The sequence below is a fragment of the Geobacillus sp. PLS 41 genome (genome assembly GCF_056494105.1).
On the sequence record NZ_CM151395.1, the window covers coordinates 3,205,695 to 3,227,138 of the forward strand.

Annotated in this window: 21 protein-coding genes; 12 read left to right on the top strand and 9 right to left on the bottom strand. The window is 52.8% G+C overall.

The features are described 5' to 3' along the window. The first annotated feature begins 31 nt into the window (after positions 1-31). The 5 genes from ACVX3G_RS16060 (at position 32) to ACVX3G_RS16080 (ending at position 6,343) form a co-directional block, all read left to right on the top strand. A complete protein-coding gene (locus tag ACVX3G_RS16060) occupies positions 32-1,315 on the top strand; it encodes a UDP-glucose dehydrogenase family protein (RefSeq protein ID WP_014195188.1) in 1,284 nt (427 codons plus the stop codon). Next, positions 1,312-2,268: an NAD-dependent epimerase/dehydratase family protein gene (locus tag ACVX3G_RS16065; RefSeq protein WP_011230340.1), complete on the top strand. Its 957-nt coding sequence runs from the start codon at positions 1,312-1,314 to the stop codon at positions 2,266-2,268. Before ACVX3G_RS16060 ends, ACVX3G_RS16065 begins: the two co-directional genes overlap by 4 nt. After that, the gene (locus ACVX3G_RS16070) at positions 2,265-3,419 is read left to right on the top strand and encodes a glycosyltransferase family 4 protein (RefSeq protein WP_011230339.1); all 1,155 of its coding nucleotides are present in this window, start codon (positions 2,265-2,267) and stop codon (positions 3,417-3,419) included. Before ACVX3G_RS16065 ends, ACVX3G_RS16070 begins: the two co-directional genes overlap by 4 nt. Before the next feature lie 255 nt (positions 3,420-3,674). Further along, positions 3,675-4,769 carry a CotS family spore coat protein gene (locus ACVX3G_RS16075; protein WP_011230338.1) on the top strand — a complete coding sequence of 365 codons (1,095 nt, stop codon included), beginning with the start codon at positions 3,675-3,677 and terminating at the stop codon, positions 4,767-4,769. Between the two features lie 2 nt (positions 4,770-4,771). Then, on the top strand, positions 4,772-6,343 hold the full coding sequence (locus ACVX3G_RS16080; RefSeq protein ID WP_014195185.1) for a glycosyltransferase family 4 protein: 1,572 nt from the start codon (positions 4,772-4,774) through the stop codon (positions 6,341-6,343). Positions 6,344-6,462: 119 nt separating this feature from the next. Here the strand turns inward: ACVX3G_RS16080 and ACVX3G_RS16085 are convergent, their stop codons facing one another. Together ACVX3G_RS16085 and fabI are read right to left on the bottom strand one after the other, a co-directional pair. Continuing rightward, entirely contained in the window at positions 6,463-6,909 is a 447-nt protein-coding gene (locus ACVX3G_RS16085; protein ID WP_479454555.1) for a CotO family spore coat protein, read from the bottom strand. A 118-nt stretch (positions 6,910-7,027) separates the two neighbouring features. After that, entirely contained in the window at positions 7,028-7,804 is a 777-nt protein-coding gene (fabI, locus tag ACVX3G_RS16090; RefSeq protein ID WP_011230335.1) for an enoyl-ACP reductase FabI, read from the bottom strand. Positions 7,805-8,002: 198 nt separating this feature from the next. On the opposite strand from fabI, the gene ACVX3G_RS16095 reads away from it, so the two are divergent. Then, a complete protein-coding gene (locus ACVX3G_RS16095) occupies positions 8,003-9,178 on the top strand; it encodes an FtsW/RodA/SpoVE family cell cycle protein (protein ID WP_011230334.1) in 1,176 nt (391 codons plus the stop codon). Between the two features lie 206 nt (positions 9,179-9,384). After that, positions 9,385-10,122 (top strand): bis(5'-nucleosyl)-tetraphosphatase PrpE, encoded by a 738-nt coding sequence (prpE, locus tag ACVX3G_RS16100; RefSeq protein ID WP_011230333.1) that lies wholly within the window; start codon positions 9,385-9,387, stop codon positions 10,120-10,122. Here the strand turns inward: prpE and ACVX3G_RS16105 are convergent. The 4 genes from ACVX3G_RS16105 to ACVX3G_RS16120 all read right to left on the bottom strand — a co-directional run bounded on the left by ACVX3G_RS16105 (position 10,119) and on the right by ACVX3G_RS16120 (position 13,152). Then, entirely contained in the window at positions 10,119-11,030 is a 912-nt protein-coding gene (locus tag ACVX3G_RS16105) for an RluA family pseudouridine synthase (RefSeq protein WP_011230332.1), read from the bottom strand. The two genes, prpE and ACVX3G_RS16105, sit on opposite strands and share 4 nt — an antisense overlap. A gap of 156 nt (positions 11,031-11,186) precedes the next feature. Then, on the bottom strand, positions 11,187-12,002 hold the full coding sequence (locus tag ACVX3G_RS16110) for an NAD kinase (protein ID WP_011230331.1): 816 nt from the start codon (positions 12,000-12,002) through the stop codon (positions 11,187-11,189). Continuing rightward, complete coding sequence (gene yjbM / locus ACVX3G_RS16115; RefSeq protein ID WP_011230330.1) at positions 11,999-12,637, bottom strand: GTP diphosphokinase; 639 nt, start codon at positions 12,635-12,637, stop codon at positions 11,999-12,001. Before yjbM ends, ACVX3G_RS16110 begins: the two co-directional genes overlap by 4 nt. 137 nt (positions 12,638-12,774) lie before the next feature. Next, entirely contained in the window at positions 12,775-13,152 is a 378-nt protein-coding gene (locus ACVX3G_RS16120) for a UPF0738 family protein (protein ID WP_011230329.1), read from the bottom strand. 135 nt (positions 13,153-13,287) lie between these two features. Between ACVX3G_RS16120 and ACVX3G_RS16125 the strand changes: the two genes are divergently transcribed. The 5 genes from ACVX3G_RS16125 (at position 13,288) to ACVX3G_RS16145 (ending at position 16,526) form a co-directional block, all read left to right on the top strand. Further along, positions 13,288-13,881 carry a CYTH domain-containing protein gene (locus ACVX3G_RS16125; protein ID WP_011230328.1) on the top strand — a complete coding sequence of 198 codons (594 nt, stop codon included), beginning with the start codon at positions 13,288-13,290 and terminating at the stop codon, positions 13,879-13,881. Continuing rightward, the gene (locus tag ACVX3G_RS16130) at positions 13,878-14,501 is read left to right on the top strand and encodes a lytic transglycosylase domain-containing protein (protein WP_011230327.1); all 624 of its coding nucleotides are present in this window, start codon (positions 13,878-13,880) and stop codon (positions 14,499-14,501) included. The genes ACVX3G_RS16125 and ACVX3G_RS16130 overlap by 4 nt, the downstream gene beginning before the upstream one ends. Before the next feature lie 102 nt (positions 14,502-14,603). Continuing rightward, positions 14,604-15,017, top strand: a complete 414-nt coding sequence (locus tag ACVX3G_RS16135) for a globin domain-containing protein (protein WP_011230326.1) — start codon at positions 14,604-14,606, stop codon at positions 15,015-15,017. Next, positions 15,010-15,903: a ClpXP adapter protein SpxH gene (gene spxH / locus ACVX3G_RS16140; protein ID WP_011230325.1), complete on the top strand. Its 894-nt coding sequence runs from the start codon at positions 15,010-15,012 to the stop codon at positions 15,901-15,903. The genes ACVX3G_RS16135 and spxH overlap by 8 nt, the downstream gene beginning before the upstream one ends. A gap of 425 nt (positions 15,904-16,328) precedes the next feature. After that, on the top strand, positions 16,329-16,526 hold the full coding sequence (locus ACVX3G_RS16145) for a hypothetical protein (protein ID WP_011230324.1): 198 nt from the start codon (positions 16,329-16,331) through the stop codon (positions 16,524-16,526). 13 nt (positions 16,527-16,539) lie between these two features. Here the strand turns inward: ACVX3G_RS16145 and pepF are convergent, their stop codons facing one another. From pepF to cls, 3 genes are all read right to left on the bottom strand, one after another. Continuing rightward, positions 16,540-18,363, bottom strand: a complete 1,824-nt coding sequence (pepF, locus tag ACVX3G_RS16150) for an oligoendopeptidase F (RefSeq protein WP_033012423.1) — start codon at positions 18,361-18,363, stop codon at positions 16,540-16,542. Then, positions 18,363-19,691, bottom strand: a complete 1,329-nt coding sequence (locus tag ACVX3G_RS16155) for a competence protein CoiA (RefSeq protein WP_011230322.1) — start codon at positions 19,689-19,691, stop codon at positions 18,363-18,365. The genes pepF and ACVX3G_RS16155 overlap by 1 nt, the downstream gene beginning before the upstream one ends. 188 nt (positions 19,692-19,879) lie before the next feature. Continuing rightward, the gene (gene cls, locus ACVX3G_RS16160; protein WP_011230321.1) at positions 19,880-21,388 is read right to left on the bottom strand and encodes a cardiolipin synthase; all 1,509 of its coding nucleotides are present in this window, start codon (positions 21,386-21,388) and stop codon (positions 19,880-19,882) included. Positions 21,389-21,444: the final 56 nt, after the last annotated feature.

Genomic DNA, 21,444 nt, shown 5'->3' on the forward strand with positions numbered 1-21,444 from the left:
GCCGGAGATTTCACGAAGGAGGCCTATTAGCATGAACATCTGCATCATTGGCGCTGGCTACGTCGGACTAACCACCGCTGCCGTCCTTGCTGAACTTGGGCATGAAGTGCATTGCATTGATCATGATGAATGGAAAATCCGCCTGCTCAATAACGGGGAAGTTCCGTTTTATGAGCCAGGGCTCGAAGAATTGATTGCCAAAAATGATAATTATTTGACGTTCAGCGGCCGCTGGGATGATATCAAACGGGCGGCCGTCGTTGTCATTTGTGTCGGCACCCCGCCGCGGCCCGACGGCGGCACCGATTTGCGCTATATTGAAGCGGTGCTCGACCGCTTGGCAACGACGATCAAATCGTACAAAACGATCGTCACGAAAAGCACTGTCCCGCCGGGGACGAATGAATGGATGCGTGCCGAGCTTATCCGCAAAGGAGTGAAACCGCAGTTGTTCCGAATCGTATCCAACCCAGAGTTTTTGCGGGAAGGGTCGGCTGTCTACGATATGTTTCACCCAGACAAAATCGTCGTCGGACTCGAACCGGATGATGACCAATCGCTTGCCGTCATGCAGGCGGTGTATGCCGGCATCAACGCCCCTTACCTCACAACGAGCCTGACCGGCGCGGAACTGATCAAATACGCCGCCAACGCGTTTTTGGCGACCAAAATTTCCTTTATTAACGAAATGGCGCGCATCTGTGACGCGTTTGCCGTCGATGTCAATGACATCGCCCGCGGGATCGGCCTCGACCCGCGCATCGGCCCACACTTTTTGCGGGCCGGCCTCGGCTATGGAGGATCTTGCTTTCCAAAAGATATCAAAGCGCTCGAACATGCGGCGCGTTCGCGCCAAGTGGAGCCGCATTTGCTGAAGGCGGTGCAGACCATCAACGCCACCCAGCTTGACGTTTGCTTCCAAAAACTCAATGAGCAACTTGCCCCATTGACGGACAAAAAGATCGCCGTGCTTGGCATCTCCTTCAAGCCGAATACAGACGATACGCGTTTTTCCCCCGCTGAAGCGCTCATCCGCCGATTGAGTGAAAACGGCTGTACGGTTGCCGCCTACGACCCGAAGGCAACGCTCTCGGAGCCGCTCACCCGCGTCACACAAGTCCAGTCGGTGCACGAAGCGATCCAAGGGGCGGATGGCTTGGTCATCGCCACCGATTGGGACGAATTCCGCACGCTTGACTGGGGGCAAGTGAAAGCGGCGATGAATGGGACGCTCGTGTTTGACGGTCGAAACTGTTTGGATCGCCATGCAGTCGAACAAAGCGGTTTGCGCTACATGGGGGTGGGGCGCCCGTGAACATTCTCGTCACCGGTGCGGCCGGATTTATCGGCTCCCATTTATGCGAAAAACTGCTGGAAAACGACGAGCATCATGTGATTGGCGTCGACGGCTTTCTCGGACCGACGCCGGCGCCGCTAAAAGCGAAGAACATTGCCCATTTGCAGTCTCATCCACGGTTTACCTTTCTTGAGCTGGATTTGTTGACAGCCGATTTGCCGTCCTTGCTGCAAAACGTCGAAGCGGTCTACCACTTAGCCGGCATGCCCGGTGTGCGAACGAGCTGGGGGACGGAGTTTGCCGCCTATGCTGCACACAACATTTCCACTACCCAGCGGTTGCTTGAGGCATGCAAAGACCGGCCACTCAAACGGTTCATCTACGCTTCGACCTCATCCGTCTACGGCGAGCGGAGCGGCCCGTTGTCGGAAACGCTTGAACCGGCCCCGCTCTCCCCATATGGCATTACGAAGCTCACCGGCGAACATTTATGCCGCGTCTATTTTCGCGAGTTCGCCGTACCGATCGTCATTTTGCGCTATTTCACCGTCTATGGCCCGCGCCAGCGCCCGGACATGTCGTTTCACCGCTTCATCCGCCAGCTGCTCGCTGGACAACCGCTCACCGTGTTCGGCGACGGAACACAATCGCGCGATTTCACCTATATTTCTGACTGCGTTGATGGAACGATCGCCGCGCTCGAGCGGGATGGCGTCATTGGAGAAACGATCAATATCGGCGGAAAAGAACGAGCATCGGTCAATGAGGTGATCCGTCTGCTGGAAACGCTGACGGGAAAACAAGCGATCATTCAGTATACCCCCTCCGCCCGCGGAGAGCCGAAACAAACGTGGGCCGACTTGGCAAAAGCGGAGCGGCTGCTCGGGTACAAGCCGGTTGTAACGCTTGAGGGCGGCCTACAAAAAGAGATCGAATACATCCGTTCGCTGTATGAGGGTGAGCATTCATGAAAATCGCCTATGTCTGCACGGAAAAGCTGCCCGCCCCGGCAGTGCGGGGCGGGGCCATTCAAATGATGATCGATGGGATTGCTCCATTGATCGCCCGACGCCACGAACTGACGATTTTTTCAATCGCTGATCCGCTTTTGCCGCCTGAAGAGACAGACGGAGACATCCGCTACATCCGTTTTCCAAAAGCCACGTATGAAACGGATGTGGCACGTGCGTTGGCCGCGCACAAATTCGATGTCGTCCACGTCTTCAATCGTCCTGTTCCGCTCATCGATTACCAAGCGGCGGCTCCGCAAAGCGCCTTTGTGCTAAGCCTGCATAACGACATGTTTTCCCCGCTGAAAATTACAGCAGAACAGGCGAAGCGGGCGCTAGACGCCTGCACCTTGCTGACCGCCGTCAGTGAATACATCAAACGGACGGTGACAAACCGTTACCCAATCGATCCTCAGAAAGTAAAAGTCGTTTATTCCGGAGTCGATGCTTCCCAATACATCCCCGTCTGGACGGAAGAAGGCAGGCGCATCCGCCAAGCGGAACGCGAAGCGTACGGACTCACCGATAAAAAAGTCGTTCTCTTTCTCGGCCGACTCAGCAAAACAAAAGGACCGCATTTGCTGATTCAATGCCTGCCATCCCTTTTGATCCGCCATCCCGAGGCAGCGCTTGTCATCGTCGGCGGAAAATGGTTCGGCGACACCGGCCGAAGCGAATACATCGACTGGCTTCATGAGCTCGCGGCGCCGATGGCCGATCGCGTTCTGTTTACGAATTACGTTCCGCACAGTCATATCCCCAAACTGCTCTTAATGGCCGATGTGTTTGTATGCAGCTCGCAATGGCACGAGCCGCTCGCCCGCGTTCATTACGAAGCGATGGCCGCCGGCATTCCGGTCGTGACAACCAACCGCGGCGGCAACACCGAAATCGTCCGCCACGGCGAAACCGGCTTTGTCATCGATGACTACCAAAACCCGCACGCTTTTTTTGAAGCGATTGATTACATGCTTGTGAACAAACATGAAGCGGAAACCATGGCGAAAAAGGCAAGAACGCTCGTTGAACAGCAATTTCAATTCCACCATGTGGCCAAGCGGTTTGAAACGGTTTATATCGAAGCATGTTCCTCTCTTTCCCCAAACCAATAAGGGCTGTCTAAGAGAAATGTTTTCGGGACAGCCTTTTTCTCTTTCTCCGATGAAATCAACCATGCCGCTCCTTGTGCATCTATCCCCACTCGTCACACTTTCGCCGCCCCCCAGTTCGTCAAACTGCAGAGGCTTCGGGAAATATCCTCTATTTAATGAGCTTACCCAGTCCAATTTCGTTCTCCATACATATCCTAGTAGCAATCACACATATTTCACTTCGTCCATTCCCAAATACCTGACAGGAGGGATAGCATGAAAGACATCGTTATTGAACCATGGCTCGTCGATGAAACGACCCATGAATTTTTTATCCCTGAGTATATCATCCAGCTGGCAGAGGAAGTGCTGAAAAACTACGATTTATCCGTTCAAAACATGCAAATCGTTACGACAAAACCGGACAAGGGAGGAGCGATTTGGAAGCTCGAAACGAAATCAGGCCCGAAAAGTTTGAAGCTGCTGCACCGGAGGCCGACAAGGAGCCTATTCAGCCTAGGAGCACAAGAATATTTAGTGGAAGTGCGCAAGGCAAGAGTGCCGCCAATTGTAAAAACAAAGGATGAAAAAAGTTATGTCGAGGCAGGAGGAAAACTATGGTTTGTGGCGGAATGGATTGAACCGTTGACGCCAGTTACAAAGGATTTGGAAGGAGCAAGAAAGCTTTGTTATGCCCTTGGTGAATTCCATCGGCTAAGCAAAGGGTATGTCCCCCCAAAACAGGCGGAAATGGCTTCGCGGCTGCACAAATGGCCAAAAAACTATGAAAAAATGATTACGAAAATGAGCTGGTTTCGGAACATTGCCAAATACTACCCTGAAATGCCGGCAAGCCCACCATTATTAGAGGTAGTTGACCGATTTGAAGAACAGGCGCGAAAAGGCATGGAACGATTCCTGCAATCCAGCTATGTTGAATTCGTCAAGCAAGGAACGGCTCATTGGGGGTTGGTTCACCAAGACTACGGTTGGTCCAACGGCCAAATGGGCGCGGACGGAATGTGGATTATTGATCTCGACGGAGTTGCCTTTGACCTTCCGATTCGTGATTTACGAAAACTCATTAGCGGCACAATGGCGGATTTATACAAATGGGATGCAACATGGGTGCGGGAAATGATTCTAGCGTACCACGAAGCAAATCCAATCACACCTGAATTATACGAGCTTTTGATGATTGACTTGGCCATGCCAAACGAATTTTATAAAAATATGAAAGAAGTCGTCTATGAACCGGAAATTTTTCTCAATGAACAAACAGCACAGTTAATTCAAACGATTGTCGAAACCGACCAGTCAAAGTGGCCTGTATTGGCAGAAATCGAAAATGACTGGAAAGGAGTGGGATAAATATGAGGATTTTGATGGTTTGTACAGAAAAACTCCCCGTTCCCCCTTTATTAGGCGGGGCCATTCAAACGTATATTTCCGGCATTCTTCCACATGTAAGCCAATTCCATGATATTACCGTTTTAGGCATCAGCGATTCGTCGCTTCCCGAGCAAGAAACCATCCATGGCGTTCACTACGTGCGCGTACCGGGAAAAATATTTGAAATATACCGGGAAAACGTTGTTCGTTATGTGGAAGCGAACAAGTTCGATCTCATCCATATCTTTAACCGCCCCCGCCTTGTTCTGCCCATCCGGCAGGCAGCGCCCGACGCCAAAATGACGTTAAGTATGCACAATGATATGTTTCAACCGGAAAAAATCGATCCAGAAGAAGCAACGGCGGCCATCGCAGAAGTGGCCTACATCGTAACCGTGAGCGATTATATTGGCAATGTCATCCGCAGTCTATATCCGCAGGCATCGCCAAAATTGCGCACGATTTATTCTGGAGTAGACAGCGAACGATTTTTGCCGGGAAATCATCCAAAAATGCAGAAAATACGCAACGACATTCGGCGGGCACATGGGTTGGAAAACAAAACGGTCATTTTGTTCGCCGGAAGGCTGTCTCGCAATAAAGGGGTCGATAAACTCATTCTAGCATTGCCGGAGCTGGCAAAAAAATTTAAAAACTTAGCCCTGGTGATTGTCGGGAGCAACTGGTTTAGCGAAAATGACATTACTGATTATGTCGCATATGTAAGAGCACTGGCGAAACGAATGCCTGTCCCCGTTGTCACGACAGGCTTTGTCCCACCGAATGAAATCCAAAATTGGTTTGCGGCGGCTGATTTGTTTGTATGCACCTCGCAATGGCAGGAACCGTTGGCGCGCGTCCACTATGAGGCCATGGCAGCAGGCCTTCCGATCGTAACGACCGCGAGAGGCGGCAATCCGGAAGTCATTTTCGCCAATGAAAACGGCCTTATCGTAGAAAATCCGGAGGACCCGAGTGATTTTGCCAACAAGATTGCCCAAATATTATCGGATCAATCATTGATGAGAAGAATGGGAGAAAAAGGCCGGCAGCTTGCGATTTCGATCTATCATTGGGAGCGAGTCGCTTCCGAGTTATTGGAAGTTTGGGAGCAGGCGGAGAAAACAGAACAAGCTGTAGTGAGTGAAGAACAAGCAGCCGGCATGACAATAGAACCGCTGAAAGAAGATGCAACAGAACAACTGAACCGGCCAACCCCTAAAGCGGATGCAAAAGAAAAAGTCCACTCGAAAAAGAACGCGGCAGCGTCATCCGACAAAACGAAAAAGGGAAAAACCAAAAAAGAGCGTGCCATATCAATGGAAGACCATCAACAAACAGCCAAACAAAAAGAAGCTGCGGCAGAGCGAACTGAACTCGCGAAAAGCGCCCCAGCTCCTAAACAGCCCCAAACCGGCCGCCACATAAAACCTTTTACCATTGCAAGCGGCAACCAACAAACGCTGGACGCGTCGCCTAAAACGCATTTGAACCGCAAATTGGCTCAAGCGAAACATGACACCAAACATTTTACGATTGCAAGCTCACACTAACACGAATCGAAAATCGCCAAGAAGAAAATGACGGACATCCAAAATAAAAATGAGAATACACTCCCACAGCAAATGAAGGAAACAAACCCTCATCATCCTTTCCTGGCGCCGCAACGCATTCAGGCAAAGATGCGTTTCAACGCAAGGAAATGCGTTACTGCACAAACCCGATCATCGTCACCGCGAGAAAGCTGCGCGCGCCCGATGACCGTTTCGTTTCCCTGTTCATCGGCGATCGTCAACTCGGTCGCCGTGCACTTCTTTAATATGCCTTCATAGCTCTTATCCTTCATGACAAATTGGCATTTCAGCGGCGGCAAATGGCCGGGCAGCTCCGCCAAAAAGACCAGCCGCTCGTCGAGCGCCATCGCTTGGAATTCTTTTTTGGCAAAAAATTCAGTCGATTCCTCCTCGCCGCCTCGTTCATCGCTGGAATTTCCTTCCTCTTCCTGTTGCATTCGGCTAGTCCACATAAACGTTTCTTGCATATGCGCCGCCGCCCGCATCGCTTTTGGCTGCACAATGTAAAGCAACGGCTCCGTCTCCACAACGTTTTGTTTCCGCACGTCGATCCCCCTTTCCATGCTTGCCTTACCTTATATATGTATGCCCGTGATCTCAATAATTGCCCAAGTCAAGCAAAAAACAGCCGCTCCATCAACAGGAACGGCTGCTCGCACGTTTTTAATATCCTAAAATGTGGTATCCCGAGTCGACGTGAATAATTTCCCCGGTGATGCCGCGCGACAAGTCGCTGAACAAAAACAGCGCCGCATCGCCGACTTCTTCTTGGGTCGTCGTCCGGCGGAGCGGAGCGCGTTCTTCGATTTGCTTTAAAATCGAGTTGAAATCGCTCACCCCTTTGGCCGACAGTGTGCGAATCGGTCCAGCGGAAATGGCATTGACGCGGATGCCGTATTTGCCTAAATCGTTCGCCAAATATTTCACGCTCGCATCAAGCGACGCTTTCGCCACACCCATAATGTTGTAGTTTTGCACGACGCGCTCGCCGCCTAAGTACGTGAGGGTGACGATGCTGCCGCCTTCCGTCATCAGCTCTTTCGCCTCGCGCGCAACCGCGGTGAGCGAATATGCGCTGATATTGTGGGCGAGCAAAAAGCCTTCGCGGCTGACGTTCATATATTCCCCGCTCAAGTCTTCTTTATTGGCGTAGGCGATGCAATGAGCGACGCCGTGGATGACGCCGACTTGTTCTTTGATTTGCGCGAAACATTGAACGATGTCTTCATCTTTTGCCACATCGCATGGCAGCAGAAGCGAACGTTCGTCCCCAAGCGTATCCACAAGCGCCCGCACCTCTTTTTCAAACCGCTCTCCGGCATACGTAAACACCAACCGAGCGCCGGCAGCGTGAAGCGAACGAGCAATGCCCCAGGCGATGCTTCGTTTGTTCGCCACCCCCATCACGACATATGTACGTCCTTCCAACGATAAGACCATTCGTTCATCCTCCCAATTATCATTTATTCTTAGCACCAGGTGTTAATTCTATTATAGGCGATGCGGCGGCCGATGTAAATGCACGCTTCCCTTTTGCCTTCCGATTCCTTCATGCTGGCGGCGGTTTTTCCCACTTTGCAAAACCGGCGCGATTCGCTAATATGGTATATGGCACATTTGAATGGAGAGGATCGTTCCATGGATCATGATCGTTTTTCCAAATCGAAGCTGGATTACCATATGCTGTTCCTTTTATTCTTGATGGCGGTCGTCAGCGCCATCGCCATCCATAGCGCAGAACCGATGCTGCCGGAGAAACTGCAAAACGTCAACTTCGCTTCGAAACAGCTGCAATGGTACGCCATCGGCGCTGTCGTGATCGCCTTGACGATGATCATTGACTATGATCGGCTGTTTCAAATCGCTTGGTATTTGTATGGATTCGGGATGTTGCTGTTGCTTGGGCTGGAATTGAACGTCCCAGGATCAGTAACCATTAAGGGGGCGACGAGCTGGTACCATCTACCTGGAGGCAACTTTCAACCATCCGAGCTGATGAAAATTTTTATGATCATCGTCCTAAGTCGCATCATCGTCAACCATCGGGAAAAATATCCCGAACCGACGATCAGCGATGATTTTAAATTGCTTGGCAAAATCGCTTTGACCGTCTTGCCGCCGCTCATTTTGCTCGCCAAGCAGCCGGACATGGGCATGTCGATGGTGTTTATGGCCATCACCGCCACCTTGGTGCTCGTTTCCGGCATCCGCTGGCGCATCATTTTCGGCATTGTCCTTTCCGGTGTAACAATGGTGGCAGTCGTTGTGTTCATTTTCTTTTATTTTCCTGATTTCTTCCATAAGTACATTATTAAAGAAGATTACCAGTTGAACCGGTTTTACGGCTGGCTGGCTCCATATGAATATTCCAACGAACAAGGCTTCCAGCTCATCCGTTCGCTTATGGCCATTGGGTCAGGGGAACTGTATGGGAAAGGATTGGGCAACTTACAAGTCTATTTGCCGGAGGCGCACACAGACTTTGTGTTTGGCGTCATCTCAGAACAGTTCGGATTTGTCGGCTCAAGCATCGTCGTGTCTCTCTTTTTCCTGCTCATTTATCGCATGATCCATATTGCCTTGGAGAGCAACGATTTATATGGCAGCTATTTATGCGCCGGCGTCGCGGGCATGATTACGTTCCAAGTGTTCCAAAACATTGGCATGACGATTGGACTTTTGCCGATCACGGGGTTGCCGCTTCCGTTCATCAGCTATGGAGGAAGCTCGCTGGCGACTTATATGCTGGCGATCGGCCTCGTCTTAAACGTTCATTCGCGAACGCGGAAGTTTATGTTCGCAAGCGATGAATAAAGCCGCTTGCTGTGTCCGCAGGCGGCGTTTTTTGTCGCCATCAAGCTCAACTCCACTTCTTTGTTTCCTGGCCGCGGGCTCCGCCGTTTGGGCGTTGCCCCCGCAAAAGCCGCGATGAGACGGGCAAAACCGCCGCATCTTTTCTTTTCCTGACTGAACGGACATACTGGTAGTACAACCACTATGGCGAGAAAGGAGCACATTCGATGCAAGTGGACATCATCGGCGACATTCATGGCTGCTTCCGTGAATTCGCCGCATTGACGGAAACACTCGGCTACCATTGGGACGAAGGGGTGCCGATTCATCCCGACGGACGAAAGCTCGGCTTCGTCGGCGATTTGACCGACCGCGGTCCTGAATCGCTGAACATGATCGAGATCGTCTGCGCCCTTGTTGAGCGAAATTTGGCTTACTACGTGCCAGGCAACCATTGCAATAAGCTGTACCGCTTTTTTTTAGGACGAAACGTGCAAATCGCCCACGGGCTTGAGACGACGGTCGCAGAATATCGCACCTTGCCTCCAAGCGAACAGGAGATGATCCGCCGCAAGTTCATCCGCCTGTATGAACAGGCGCCGCTGTATGCGGTGCTCGATGAGGGGCGCCTTGTCATCGCCCACGCCGGCATCCGTCACGACTATATCGGGCGGACGGACAAAAAAGTCAAGACGTTCGTCCTGTACGGGGACATCACCGGCGAAATGAACCAGGACGGGACGCCGGTGCGCCGCGACTGGGCGAAACGGTATCACGGCAGCGCATGGGTTGTATATGGCCACACGCCGGTCGAAAAACCGCGGTTTGTCGGGCGGACGGTCAACATCGACACCGGCTGCGTATTCGGCGGCGCGCTGACCGCCTTGCGCTATCCGGAAATGGAAACGGTCTCCGTTCCTTCCTCGATGCCGTTCGTTCCGGAAAAATTCCGCACGTTCTCCTAATCAGCGCACCTTCTGCGCGTTGCCTCGATGAGGAGCTCCATATCGTCAGGAAGCGGGGCGGAACATGTATACCAGCGCCCGGCAAACGGATGAAAAAACGACAGCTGCCGGCTATGAAGCGCCTGGCGGCCGATCATCTCCCGGCTCCCGCCGTACAGTTCATCGCCGGCGAGCGGGTGGCCGAGATAAGCCAAATGGACGCGAATTTGGTGCGTGCGCCCCGTCTCCAGCCGGAGCGAAACGTATGTATAGCCATAAAGCCGCTCAAGTACACGAAAATGAGTGACAGCCGGCTTCCCGTCTTCCCGCACTTCGCGAGCAATGATGCTGTCGCTTTGGCGGCCGATGGGGGCGTCAATCGTCCCTTCATCCTCGACAATGACGCCATGGCAAATGGCCTCATACGTGCGCACAACGTGCCCTTTTTGCTGCAATGCCGACAACAAATGATGAACGTGGCGGTGCTTGGCGACGAGCACGAGCCCGGACGTGTCGCGGTCAAGCCGGGTGACGATATGGACGGTCGAGTCGAGCTGCTGCTTTCGATAATGGTGAAGCAAGCCATTGGCGAGCGTCCCGCCCGGATGGTGGCGCGACGGAATCGTCGCCAATCCCGCTGGTTTGTTGACAACAAGGACGTAATCGTCTTCATACAGAATGTCAAGCGGCATCGCTTCTGCGTCCATCCAATCGCTTGTCCGCTCCGGCGGAAAGACAACCGACAGCGTCTCGCCGGCGCGCAGCACATGGCGGACGGTGACGGGCCGACCGTCAACCAACAGCGCCCCGCCATGGAATTTAATATCGGTAAGCGCCGTCCGCGAAATGCCGTTCTCTTGCAAAAACTGGCGCAGCAGCTTTCCGTCGTGCTGTTCATCGATGGAAAAGGTCATGGTAAACGGCGGCAATGTTCGTCACCTTTCTGATCAAAAATCTCCGTCTTGCTCATCGTGTTCCATCCACTTTCCTTTGGCGCCGCTAAAACGGAAGCGGCATCCGCGCCAAAAGACCATCACCTCGCCGCAAACGGGAAGCGTTGCCTAACCAAGGAGGCGGGTTTTCCCTCAGTCGGCGATAAACGAGTCGCGCACCCGCCGCCAAAACGGAAACGGCCGAAAGCGGGCGAAACGCACCTTTTCATCGGCCACCCGGCATTGAATCGACTTCACTTCTTTATGCAACAGTGACAAATGGTCGATCGTAATTTGAAAATCGACGTGGTTGACCGGCTTGAGTAAACACGTATGGTGCGCCGGCAGCACGAGCGGCGAACCGATTGTCCGAAACACGCGGTTGTTGATCGACGCCATCTCGGTCACTTGAATCGCCTCAAGCGAAGGATGCAAAATCGCGCCGCCGAGCGCTTTATTGTAAGCCGTGCTGCCGGTCGGCGTCGAAATGCACAACCCGTCGCCGCGGAACCGCTCAAACAAGTCGCCGCGAATCTCGACATCCATCACGAGCGTCCCGCTGACGCACTTGACTGTGCATTCATTGAGCGCTAAATACTTTGCCTCGCTTCCGCCGTTGAGATAGCGGATCGTCACCTCAAGGAGCGGGTATTCGACCACTTGGTACGGCGTCTTAGCGATGGCGATGACGAGCTTTTCGAGTTCCTCCGGCACCCAGTCCGCGTAAAAGCCGAGATGGCCAGTATGGACTCCGACAAACGCCGTCTTGTCCAACCGATGGCAATAGCGATGGAACGCATACAACAGCGTTCCATCACCGCCAACCGAAATGACGAGATCAGGTTCCTCTTCATCGTAACGCAAGTCAAAGTCAAGCAAATACGTTTTCATTTTTTGCGCCAGAGCGTTTGATATGTCGTCGCCTTTGGACGTGATGGCGAACACGAGCGGCGCGTCCGTCCGTTTCATTGCCCTTCTCCTTTTGCTTCTTGTTTTCGAGAAAAAGCAGCCTGCGCTTCTTGAATTTCAAAGCGGATTTTCGACATCTCCTCATCGAGGCGATAGGCCGCCTCCGCGGCGCGCTGCAGCCGAACTTTGATATCTTCGGGGAAACGCCCGCTGTACTTATAGTTCAACGAATGCTCAATCGTCGCCCAAAAGTTCATCGCCAACGTTCGAATTTGAATCTCCGCCAAAATGTTTTTTTCACCGCGGATCGTCTGCACTGGATAGCGGATGACGACATGGTACGAGCGGTAGCCGCTCTCTTTTTTTTGCGTGATGTAATCGCGTTCTTCAACAATCGTAAAATCGTTGCGCTGGCGCAATAGCTCGACGACGGTCTTAATGTCATCGACAAACTGGCACATGATGCGCAGCCCCGCAATATCTTGCATCTCTTCCTCAAGACGGTCGAGCGGGATGTTTTTCTTTTGCGCCTTATCCAAAATGCTGGCGACGGGCTTCACCCGTCCGGTGACAAACTCAATCGGCGAGTGCGCTTCAATCATCTCAAATTGGGCGCGAATGCCCCTTAGCTTCACTTTCAGCTCCTCAACCGCCTGCTTATACGGGGCTAAAAACAAATCCCAATGGTTGACCATCGTACCACCTGCCTACATGTTTTCGATCTCCCGCGGCTTACGTCAAGAGGGCGCAACCGCGCCTCTTTCTTGCTGCACGATGCGAATTCACCGGGCCGCTCCCTGTTCGAACGCGCCGGAAAGGGAAAACCCCCGGCTTATTGCTCAAAAAACACGTCTTGCACCGCCTGTTCAAGCGCCTCGCCATAGTTGGCGTTGCCGCGAATATTTTCAAGCAAATAAGACAGTTCATCGTGAAACTGTTCAAGCTCAAGCGTCCTCTCTCCACATCGAAGCCAGACCGGCTCCTTGGCGTCAAGCGCCGCCTTTAGCTCAGGCCACCACGGCTTCGGAATCATGACATATAGAAAGCGGTCATCGGTTTCCAAAATGTACGCAAACGCCAACGCATCCGAATCGACAAGCATATGGCGTTTCGGCGTTACGCGGGCAAGCGGAACCGGAGCATCATTGACATACAGCCAAAGCCGGCCGCCTTCCCGCTCCACCCGCTCGACGATCCATTTTTCGTTCATGTTTTCTCTCCTTCCGCATCAACCATCCGCCCTTTATTTTACCATATTCACCCTATACAGGCGAAATAATTGATATTCGCCGGAAAACAGCTGATAATAGAGGGAGACGACTATCCTGTCTGAAGGGGATTCACGATGCATCAAGAAATCGAAATCGAATTAAAAAACTTGTTAACGGCAGCGGAGTTTGCTGCCGTCCGCGCCGCCTTCCGCCTTGATGATGGCGCTTTCTTCCGCCAGGAAAACCATTACTTTGACACCCCGTCATTCGCCCTGAAAGAACGAGCGGCAGCGCTGCGCATCCGGGCGAAAGAGGGACGCCTGACCTTGACGCTGAAACAAACGCGGGCGGACGGGACCATTTTGGAAATCCATGAGCCGCTTTCGCTGTCTGAAGCGGAAGCGTTGCTTGCTGGTATAGCGGCGCCGCGCGGGGCGATCGCCGATTTGCTTGCAGAACTGGGCATCAACCCACACGAGGTGCGCTGCTTTGGCTCCCTTGTCACCGACCGAGCCGAATGGCCGCATGAAGGCGGCACGCTATGCCTTGACCATAACTGTTACTTGCAAAGCGAAGATTACGAACTTGAATATGAAGTGGATCACGTGGAAGCGGGTGAAAAGCGGTTTTTGCGCCTGCTTGAGGCGCTCGGCATCCCGCGCCGCCCGGCGCCAAACAAAATCGCCCGCTTTTACGCCCGCATGAAAGAAATGGAGGAAAGACGATGACCGTTTCGCCATTAAAGCTGCTCATCGAATGGCAGGCGCTCAATGCGTTCTCACCCGGACGCTCCAGCCTGTTGCCATCGCCGGTGCCATCCTTGTTTTCAAGCTTGCTTGCCGAATCTCTCAGCCGCGGTGAGGAATCTTCTGCCGAGGCGCCTCAAGCTGCCCTAAGCGGTCAGCCCCCGGCGCCCGCCGGCCATCGCAGCGCCCCGCTCGAACATGAAGCGGGTGCTGCAACCAACTCATCTTCTTCCATCGATGCTTTAATCGCGGCGGCAGCGGAAAAATACGATGTTGACCCGCAGCTCATCCGCGCCGTCATTCGCCATGAGTCAAATTTCCGTCCCGATGCGAAAAGCCCGGCTGGAGCGCTTGGACTCATGCAGCTCATGCCAAGCACGGCAAAAATGCTCGGCGTCAACAACCCGCTTGATCCGGCGCAAAACATCGACGGCGGCGTAAAATATTTGCGCCAGCTCCTTGACCGGTACAGCGGCAATATCACTCTCGCCTTAGCCGCCTACAACGCCGGGCCCGGGCACGTCGACCGCTATGGGGGCGTGCCGCCATTTGCCGAAACGCGGGCGTATGTCGAACGCGTGTTGAAAAGCTACCGCACATAAACGAGCGGCGCTCGAGTCACTTTGTTTGAGATCCATGCGTGCTGTTGATAAAATAGCAATCAAACGACAACGAATGATTTTCAAACAAAAGGAGCATCCGCGATGGGTGAACAATGGCAAACTCTTTATGAGGCGATCGGCGGAGAGGAGACGGTTGCGAAACTTGTCGAAGCATTTTACCGTCGCGTGGCCGCGCATCCGGACTTGCGGCCCATTTTCCCTGACGATTTGACGGAAACCGCCCGCAAGCAAAAACAGTTTTTAACACAATATTTAGGCGGCCCCCCTCTTTACACGGCAGAGCATGGACACCCCATGCTGAGGGCGCGCCATCTCCGCTTTGAAATCACGCCGAAGCGGGCGGAAGCGTGGCTTGCCTGCATGCGGGCAGCCATGGACGAAATCGGCTTGTCCGGGCCGGCGCGCGAACAGTTTTATCACCGGCTCGTACTCACCGCCCATCATATGGTCAATACCCCAGATCATCTGGACAGAAAGGAGCATACCCTTGAGTGAGAAGTTTGCTGGGAAGACGACATCAACTTGCTACCCTTCCCAGCCGCTAGGCAACACGAACAAACCGCTCGAGCTGTATTTGTTTATCGATCCTTTATGCCCGGAATGCTGGGGGCTTGAACCAGTCATCAAAAAACTGACGATCGAATACGGCCGTTTTTTTACCTTAAGGCACATATTGAGCGGAACATGGGCGACATGGAGCGCGCGCAAAGGAACGAAGCCGGAGGCAATGGCCAAAGCGTGGGAGTGGGCGGCGAACCGCACCGGCATGTCATGCGACGGCAGCGTTTGGCTCGAAAACCCGATTTCGAGCCCGTTCGCCCCATCGCTCGCCATTAAAGCGGCGGAAATGCAAGGAAAGCGGGCTGGCCTTCGCTTTTTGCGCAAGCTGCAAGAACAGCTCTTTCTCGAAAAACAAAATGTCGCCGATTTGTCGGTGCTCGCCGAATGCGCCGTCAAAGCGGGCTTGGATGTCGATGAATTTTTGCGCGACATGCACTCGCCGGGAGCGGCGAAAGCGTTCCAATGCGATTTAAAAATCACCTCGGAAATGGACGTTGACGAAATTCCGACGCTTGTGTTGTTTAATGAAAACATTGAAGACGAAGGCATTAAAATTTCCGGATGCTATCCGTACGACATCTACGTCGAATTGATCGCTGAAATGCTCGGCTTCCATCCTGAACCGTCCTCTCCTCCTCCGCTGGAATCATTTTTAAGCCATTTTAAATTCGTCGCCACAAAGGAAGTTGCCGTTGTGTACAACTGGACGATCCAAGAAGCGGAAACGGAAATGAAAAAGCTGCAGCTAAAGCAAAAAGTGGAGCGGGTGCCCGTCAAACACGGAACATTTTGGCGCTATATCGATGATTCCCGTCCCTAGCAGCAGGGATGGGCGCAAGAAAAAGCCCGGCTGACGCCGGGCTTTTTCTTGTTGCCAAGACAACAAAGGGGATGGGAGAAATTGTTCACGGTCAAACAAAGGGGTATCAGGTTTTGTCTTCCGTTCACGTTTTTATCTTACCAAACGTCCAACTAAATTGGCAACCCGTTTGCTCGTTTGTTCACATTATTGTCATAATTCGCCCTGCGTCATGATCAGGCAGACAAACAGCATATAATCAACTAGGCTCTTCACCAAAAGTTGTACTTGATTTTTTCTGAACATACCCTATTTACGCTTGTGAGGGAAAATCAACAAATCAGTGATTTTTGCACATCTTTGTGCAGGAAACCGTATTGCTTGTCAAATACATGTTGTGGTGAAGAGCCATCAACTAAAGCAAATGGGAAGAGGTGGCCATCGCCATGAAGCAGCGCATCGTCTTATCCCTTTGGGCGGCGGCATCCACTGCCGCCTTTATTCTGAACTTGTTGGGCCTCATGCAGCTCCTTCCGCTTTGGGCGACCATGCCGCTTTTGTTTCTCTCCTTGCTTGGATTGGCAGCGACATGGAACCGCCGCCATCAGTTTCGTGGATTTCCGTCCAAACGAATGCGGCTGTAGCGCCGCATTCGTTTCATTTCTCAAGCAGCCGTTCCATCTCATCAAGCTTCTCCGCAAACACTTGGCACGCTTGGCGGATCGGCTCGGCGCTCGTCATGTCGACGCCGGCTTTTTTCAACACTTCAATCGGGTAATCAGAGCTGCCGGCTTTCAAAAAGTCGATGTACCGTCTCACCGCCGGTTCGCCTTCTTCCAAAATTTGTTTACTGAGTGCAGTCGCCGCGCTGAAGCCGGTTGCGTATTGGTACACGTAGTAGTTGTAATAAAAATGCGGAATGCGCGCCCACTCGAGGCCGATTTCTTTGTCCACGACAATATCATCGCCAAAATACGTTTTATTTAAGTCGTAATAAAGGGCGCTCAACGTTTCGGCCGTCAACGCTTCGCCTTGTTGCGCCTTCAAATGGATCAAATGCTCAAACTCCGCGAACATCGTCTGGCGAAAAACCGTGCCGCGGAACCCCTCAAGATAATGGTTGAGCAAATAGAGCCGCTTTTTCTCATCATCGATCGTTCTCAGCAAGTAGTCGTTCAACAGCGCCTCATTGCACGTCGACGCCACTTCGGCGACGAAAATTGAATAATGCGCATATGGATACGGCTGCGTTTTGCGCGTATAGTAGCTGTGCACCGAATGGCCAAACTCATGCACAAGTGTAAACAAATTGTTCACATTGTCCTGCCAGTTGAGCAAAATGTACGGATGGGTGCCGTACGCTCCCGACGAATAGGCGCCGCTTCGCTTTCCTTTGTTTTCGCGCACATCGACCCAACGGTTGTCAAGACCTTCTTTCACGATCGCCACATATTCCTCGCCAAGCGGCGCGAGCCCTTCAAGCATATATTGCTTCGCTTCCTCGTACGTCACTTCCATTTTCACTTCTTGCACAAGCGGCGTGTACAAATCGTACATATGCAGCTCATCAAGCCCAAGCACTCGTTTGCGCAGCCGCACGTACCGATGCAACAGCGGCAAATGTTCGTGAATCGCGGCGATTAGATTGTCATAGACGCTCTCCGGAATGTTGTTCGCATCCAACGCCGCTTCTCGCGCCGAACGGTAGTGGCGGATGCGGGCGAAAAAGTTGTCTTTTTTCACCGTGCCGGCAAGCATATTGGCGAACGTATTTTGAAACTTCTCATACGTATGGTATACGGCGTAAAACGCATCGCGGCGGACGCGGCGGTCCGTGCTTTCTAAAAAGCGGATGAACCGGCCGTGCGTGACTTCGACTTCCTCGCCGTTTTCATCGATGATCGTCGGAAACGTCAAATCAGCGTTGTTCAACGCGCTGAACGTGTCGGATGTCGCCTGCATCACCTCGGCTGCCTGCGCCAAGATCGCCTCCTCTTCTGCCGACAGCACGTGCGGGCGCTGGCGCGTAATTTCGTCTAACGCGTGCGCATACAAGCGAAGCGGCTCGTATTGTTCCAAAAACGAGCGCAGCACCGCTTCATCGATCGCCAAAATTTCCGGCACGATAAACGCCATCGCGCTCGATGCTTCGCTGTACAAGCTTTTCGCCCGGGCGTCGAGCCCTTGGTAAAACGAGTTGGTCGTATCTTGATCATAGCGCATATGGGCGTATGTATACAGCTTGCCGAGGCGCATCGATACGTCATCTTGGCATTGCAATGCTTCATACAGCACTTCCGGCGATTCGCCAAGCCGCCCTTTGTATTCGCCAAGCTTTGGAATCATTGCCTTCACTTGTTTGAATTCTTCTTCCCAGGCGTCATCGGTGGGAAAAATGTCCTCAAGCCGCCACGTTTCTTCCACAGGAATCTCGCTTCGCAGCGGCAGCGACTTTTTCGCTTTCTTTTCCTCCACCGTCATCATTCCTCCTTATACAAATAATCGATACACGAATTATTATTCACCATTCCGTTCATCTTTTCCTGTTTTCTGCTCATTTTTTCCACTCTCCCGAACTCAAGTGTTGACCAATAGCAGCTAAGCGCCGACGTTTGGTGAATTTGCTCAAGAAGCGCAGCATCTTGATGAATCATCTGATCGACGGTCGACGGAAACGACAGCGGCTTCACCAAATGAAGCTGGTCGCCCTCTTCGCGGCGGAGATAGCCGAGCAGGCTCAACCAATGCAAATACTCGCCGACGGCCTCACGATACGTATCCCGGCCGACAAGCGGCAGCCGGCGCGGAACGAGGCGGCCGGTGCGGATTTTGTCGTCGAGCCACTGAAATAAAGATACTGCCGTTGCCGGCCGTCCGGTCTTTCCAAGAAGAAACAAAAGGACATACGTTTGCCAAATGAACGGCGCCGTCTCCCATAAATACCCCCGCGGCACTGGCCAGCCTGCTTCGGTCGGAAACAGTGACGGAACGATGCCCGCCTGGTAAAAATCAGCACAAATGCGGCGCACGGTTTGGTTCGGATAAAGCGGAAACGTCCGCCGCCATTGTTTTTTTCGTTCGAGCCATCGCTCCCAAAACTCGGATGGAAGCGGCAGCGGGCAGGGGGCCATCCAATCGGGGAACGAAAACGACGAAAGCGGAATCGAATCGACCGCGGCCAATGTTCGCTGCACCGATAGCGGCAACGGGCGAAAAAGACGGATGAAGCGTTTCGTCTCTGGACTGTAGTACCATATATGTGGAACGACTGAATGTGGAGCGCGATGGGCAAACAACCATTGAAACCGGGAGAGCTGCACTTCCCCCGAATATTTTGGCGAACGCCGCAAATGATGGGCTCCTAACACCCACAACGGGCGGATGCCAAGGAGACGGTAGCCGTCATTGCGTTCGCGAAACAGCGATTCATCGATCGTGGAACATTGGTATTCGAGGGCATAAAGGTGTGGGCCATGGCGGAACAATACGTCAGGACGCTGCTTGATGGCGGGCAAATACGGCTCGAGCTTCGCCTCCATGCCTTGGCGAATGAGCCACGCGAACAAGTCTCGCTTCCCAGTTAAGTGACGCTCCGACTCCGGTTCGTGCTCGACCGGGCAGGCCGCCCCTTTTCGATGGGCGAAATGCGGCAAACGGTAGCGGCCCGACCGGAGCACCACTTCTTGACGGCACGCGGGACAAAAAAACGGTTCCTGTCGTTTCAGGCGCATCAGCCCCTCTCGTTCCCATCTTTCCGCCCCGGCAAGCGAAACCGTCCTGCCATCAGCGGCGAGAGCGACAAACAACATGATCACTTCCTTTCCAGTAAAAAATAGTTGTCCGTGAGCGGGAACAGCTGGAATTGTTCTCTGCTGCCCCCCTTCACCGTTCGGTTCTTCCCTTTTATTCGTTGACCATCGCCGGTTTTCCTGCCCAAAGCCAAACTGCGTCGAAAAAAGTCCGCCGATTCGGCGGACTGGCGTTTACAAGCGGTTGGTTACAACAGAGGCGACAACAGCCGGGAGACCGATTCAGCGATACGCACCCGGAACGGGCGCTGTTGAAACTGTTCGTAGTCGATCATGGAAGCGTGGCGAAAATCTTCCAAAAAGTCGCGGACGAGTTTATGAATGCTGTCGGTATAATACAAAAAGGCGTTCACTTCAAAGTTTAAATGGAAACTGCGCATATCCATGTTCGCCGTGCCGATCGAGGCGAGCTCGCCATCGACGACGATGACTTTGCTGTGCAAAAACCCTTTCTCATACTCGTAAATTTTCACCCCAGCCTCGAGCAGCTCGGGAAAATACGAGCGCGAAGCGTAAAAGACAATTTTTTTATCCGGACGCTTTGGCGCCAGCAGGCGAACATCGATGCCGCTTAACGCCGCCACTTTGAGCGCCGTCAAAATGTCTTCATCCGGCACAAAGTACGGCGAGGCAACCCAAATCGACCGTTTGGCCGACGTAATCATGGCAAAATACAGCTGTTTGATCACTTCCCACTTTTGGTCCGGACCGCCGGCAATGAGCTGCACCCCGCCTTGCCCTTCCTCGACGATGAGCGGCGGCGACAAATAGTCCGGCGTCAACAAGCGTTCTCCCGTCATGTAATACCAATCTTGCAAAAAAATGAGCTGGAGCGTCCGGACGGCTTCACCGCGGATCAATAAGTGCGTATCGCGCCAAAATCCGAAATATTTGTTTTTTCCTAAATACTCATCTCCGATGTTCAGCCCGCCGACAAAGCCGACGCCTCCATCGATGACAATGATCTTTCGGTGATTGCGGAAATTGATTTGGTTGCTTAAAAACGGGAGGCGCACTGGTGAAAACGGGATCATCTCGACTCCAGCCGCGCGCAGCTCCTCGATATAGGCGTTTGACAACTTCCAACTTCCAACGGCGTCGTACAAAAAACGGACGCGCACACCTTGACGCGCTTTTTCCATCAAGACGCGCTTCAACTGTTGGCCGATTTCATCATGACGGACAATATAATATTCTAAATGAATATGGTGTTCCGCTTTTTCCAGTTCAGCAAAAATAGAAGAAAATGTCTCCTCTCCGTTCGTCAACACCGCCGTCTGCGAAGCAAGTGAAACCGGATGCTGGCCGATGCGATAAGCAAGGCGCAAAAGCGGACGCTGATGGGGCGCCATCGGCAGCCGCTCGACGGCAATCGGCGACGGCTCTTGAAACTTGAGCAGCACCGCCTCATCAAAATCGGCTTTCTTTTTATAGCGCCGTTGTTGCCAATAGTTGCGTCCGAACAATAAATAAAACAAAAAGCCGACAATCGGAAAGCTCCCCAGCACCGCCAGCCAAGCGATCGTCTGCGCCGGCTTTCGATTCTCAAGAGAAATGACCAGCGCAATAAAGATGACGGAACAAGACATCAATACGCTGAAAAGACCAAGCAGCTTCCCTTCCCAAAACCCGTTCGTCAATGCCAGCAACGCGCCGACAATGACGACGAGAATCGCCACTCTCGATGTGTTTCGCAACAAAACCCCTCCACCCGGCTCTTCATGATGGCCGTTTTTCTTCCGCTAACGTAGAA

Coding starts and splice junctions, on each gene's coding strand:
- ACVX3G_RS16075 (WP_011230338.1), top strand. CDS start 3,675: ATGAAAGACATCGTTATTGAACCATGGCTCGTCGATGAAACGACCCAT.
- yjbM (WP_011230330.1), bottom strand. CDS start 12,637: ATGGTCAACCATTGGGATTTGTTTTTAGCCCCGTATAAGCAGGCGGTT.
- ACVX3G_RS16070 (WP_011230339.1), top strand. CDS start 2,265: ATGAAAATCGCCTATGTCTGCACGGAAAAGCTGCCCGCCCCGGCAGTG.
- fabI (WP_011230335.1), bottom strand. CDS start 7,804: ATGGTCTTATCGTTGGAAGGACGTACATATGTCGTGATGGGGGTGGCG.
- ACVX3G_RS16120 (WP_011230329.1), bottom strand. CDS start 13,152: ATGAACGAAAAATGGATCGTCGAGCGGGTGGAGCGGGAAGGCGGCCGG.
- ACVX3G_RS16125 (WP_011230328.1), top strand. CDS start 13,288: ATGCATCAAGAAATCGAAATCGAATTAAAAAACTTGTTAACGGCAGCG.
- ACVX3G_RS16080 (WP_014195185.1), top strand. CDS start 4,772: ATGAGGATTTTGATGGTTTGTACAGAAAAACTCCCCGTTCCCCCTTTA.
- ACVX3G_RS16110 (WP_011230331.1), bottom strand. CDS start 12,002: ATGAAACGGACGGACGCGCCGCTCGTGTTCGCCATCACGTCCAAAGGC.
- prpE (WP_011230333.1), top strand. CDS start 9,385: ATGCAAGTGGACATCATCGGCGACATTCATGGCTGCTTCCGTGAATTC.
- ACVX3G_RS16145 (WP_011230324.1), top strand. CDS start 16,329: ATGAAGCAGCGCATCGTCTTATCCCTTTGGGCGGCGGCATCCACTGCC.
- pepF (WP_033012423.1), bottom strand. CDS start 18,363: ATGACGGTGGAGGAAAAGAAAGCGAAAAAGTCGCTGCCGCTGCGAAGC.
- ACVX3G_RS16095 (WP_011230334.1), top strand. CDS start 8,003: ATGGATCATGATCGTTTTTCCAAATCGAAGCTGGATTACCATATGCTG.
- ACVX3G_RS16060 (WP_014195188.1), top strand. CDS start 32: ATGAACATCTGCATCATTGGCGCTGGCTACGTCGGACTAACCACCGCT.
- ACVX3G_RS16130 (WP_011230327.1), top strand. CDS start 13,878: ATGACCGTTTCGCCATTAAAGCTGCTCATCGAATGGCAGGCGCTCAAT.
- ACVX3G_RS16155 (WP_011230322.1), bottom strand. CDS start 19,691: ATGTTGTTTGTCGCTCTCGCCGCTGATGGCAGGACGGTTTCGCTTGCC.
- ACVX3G_RS16135 (WP_011230326.1), top strand. CDS start 14,604: ATGGGTGAACAATGGCAAACTCTTTATGAGGCGATCGGCGGAGAGGAG.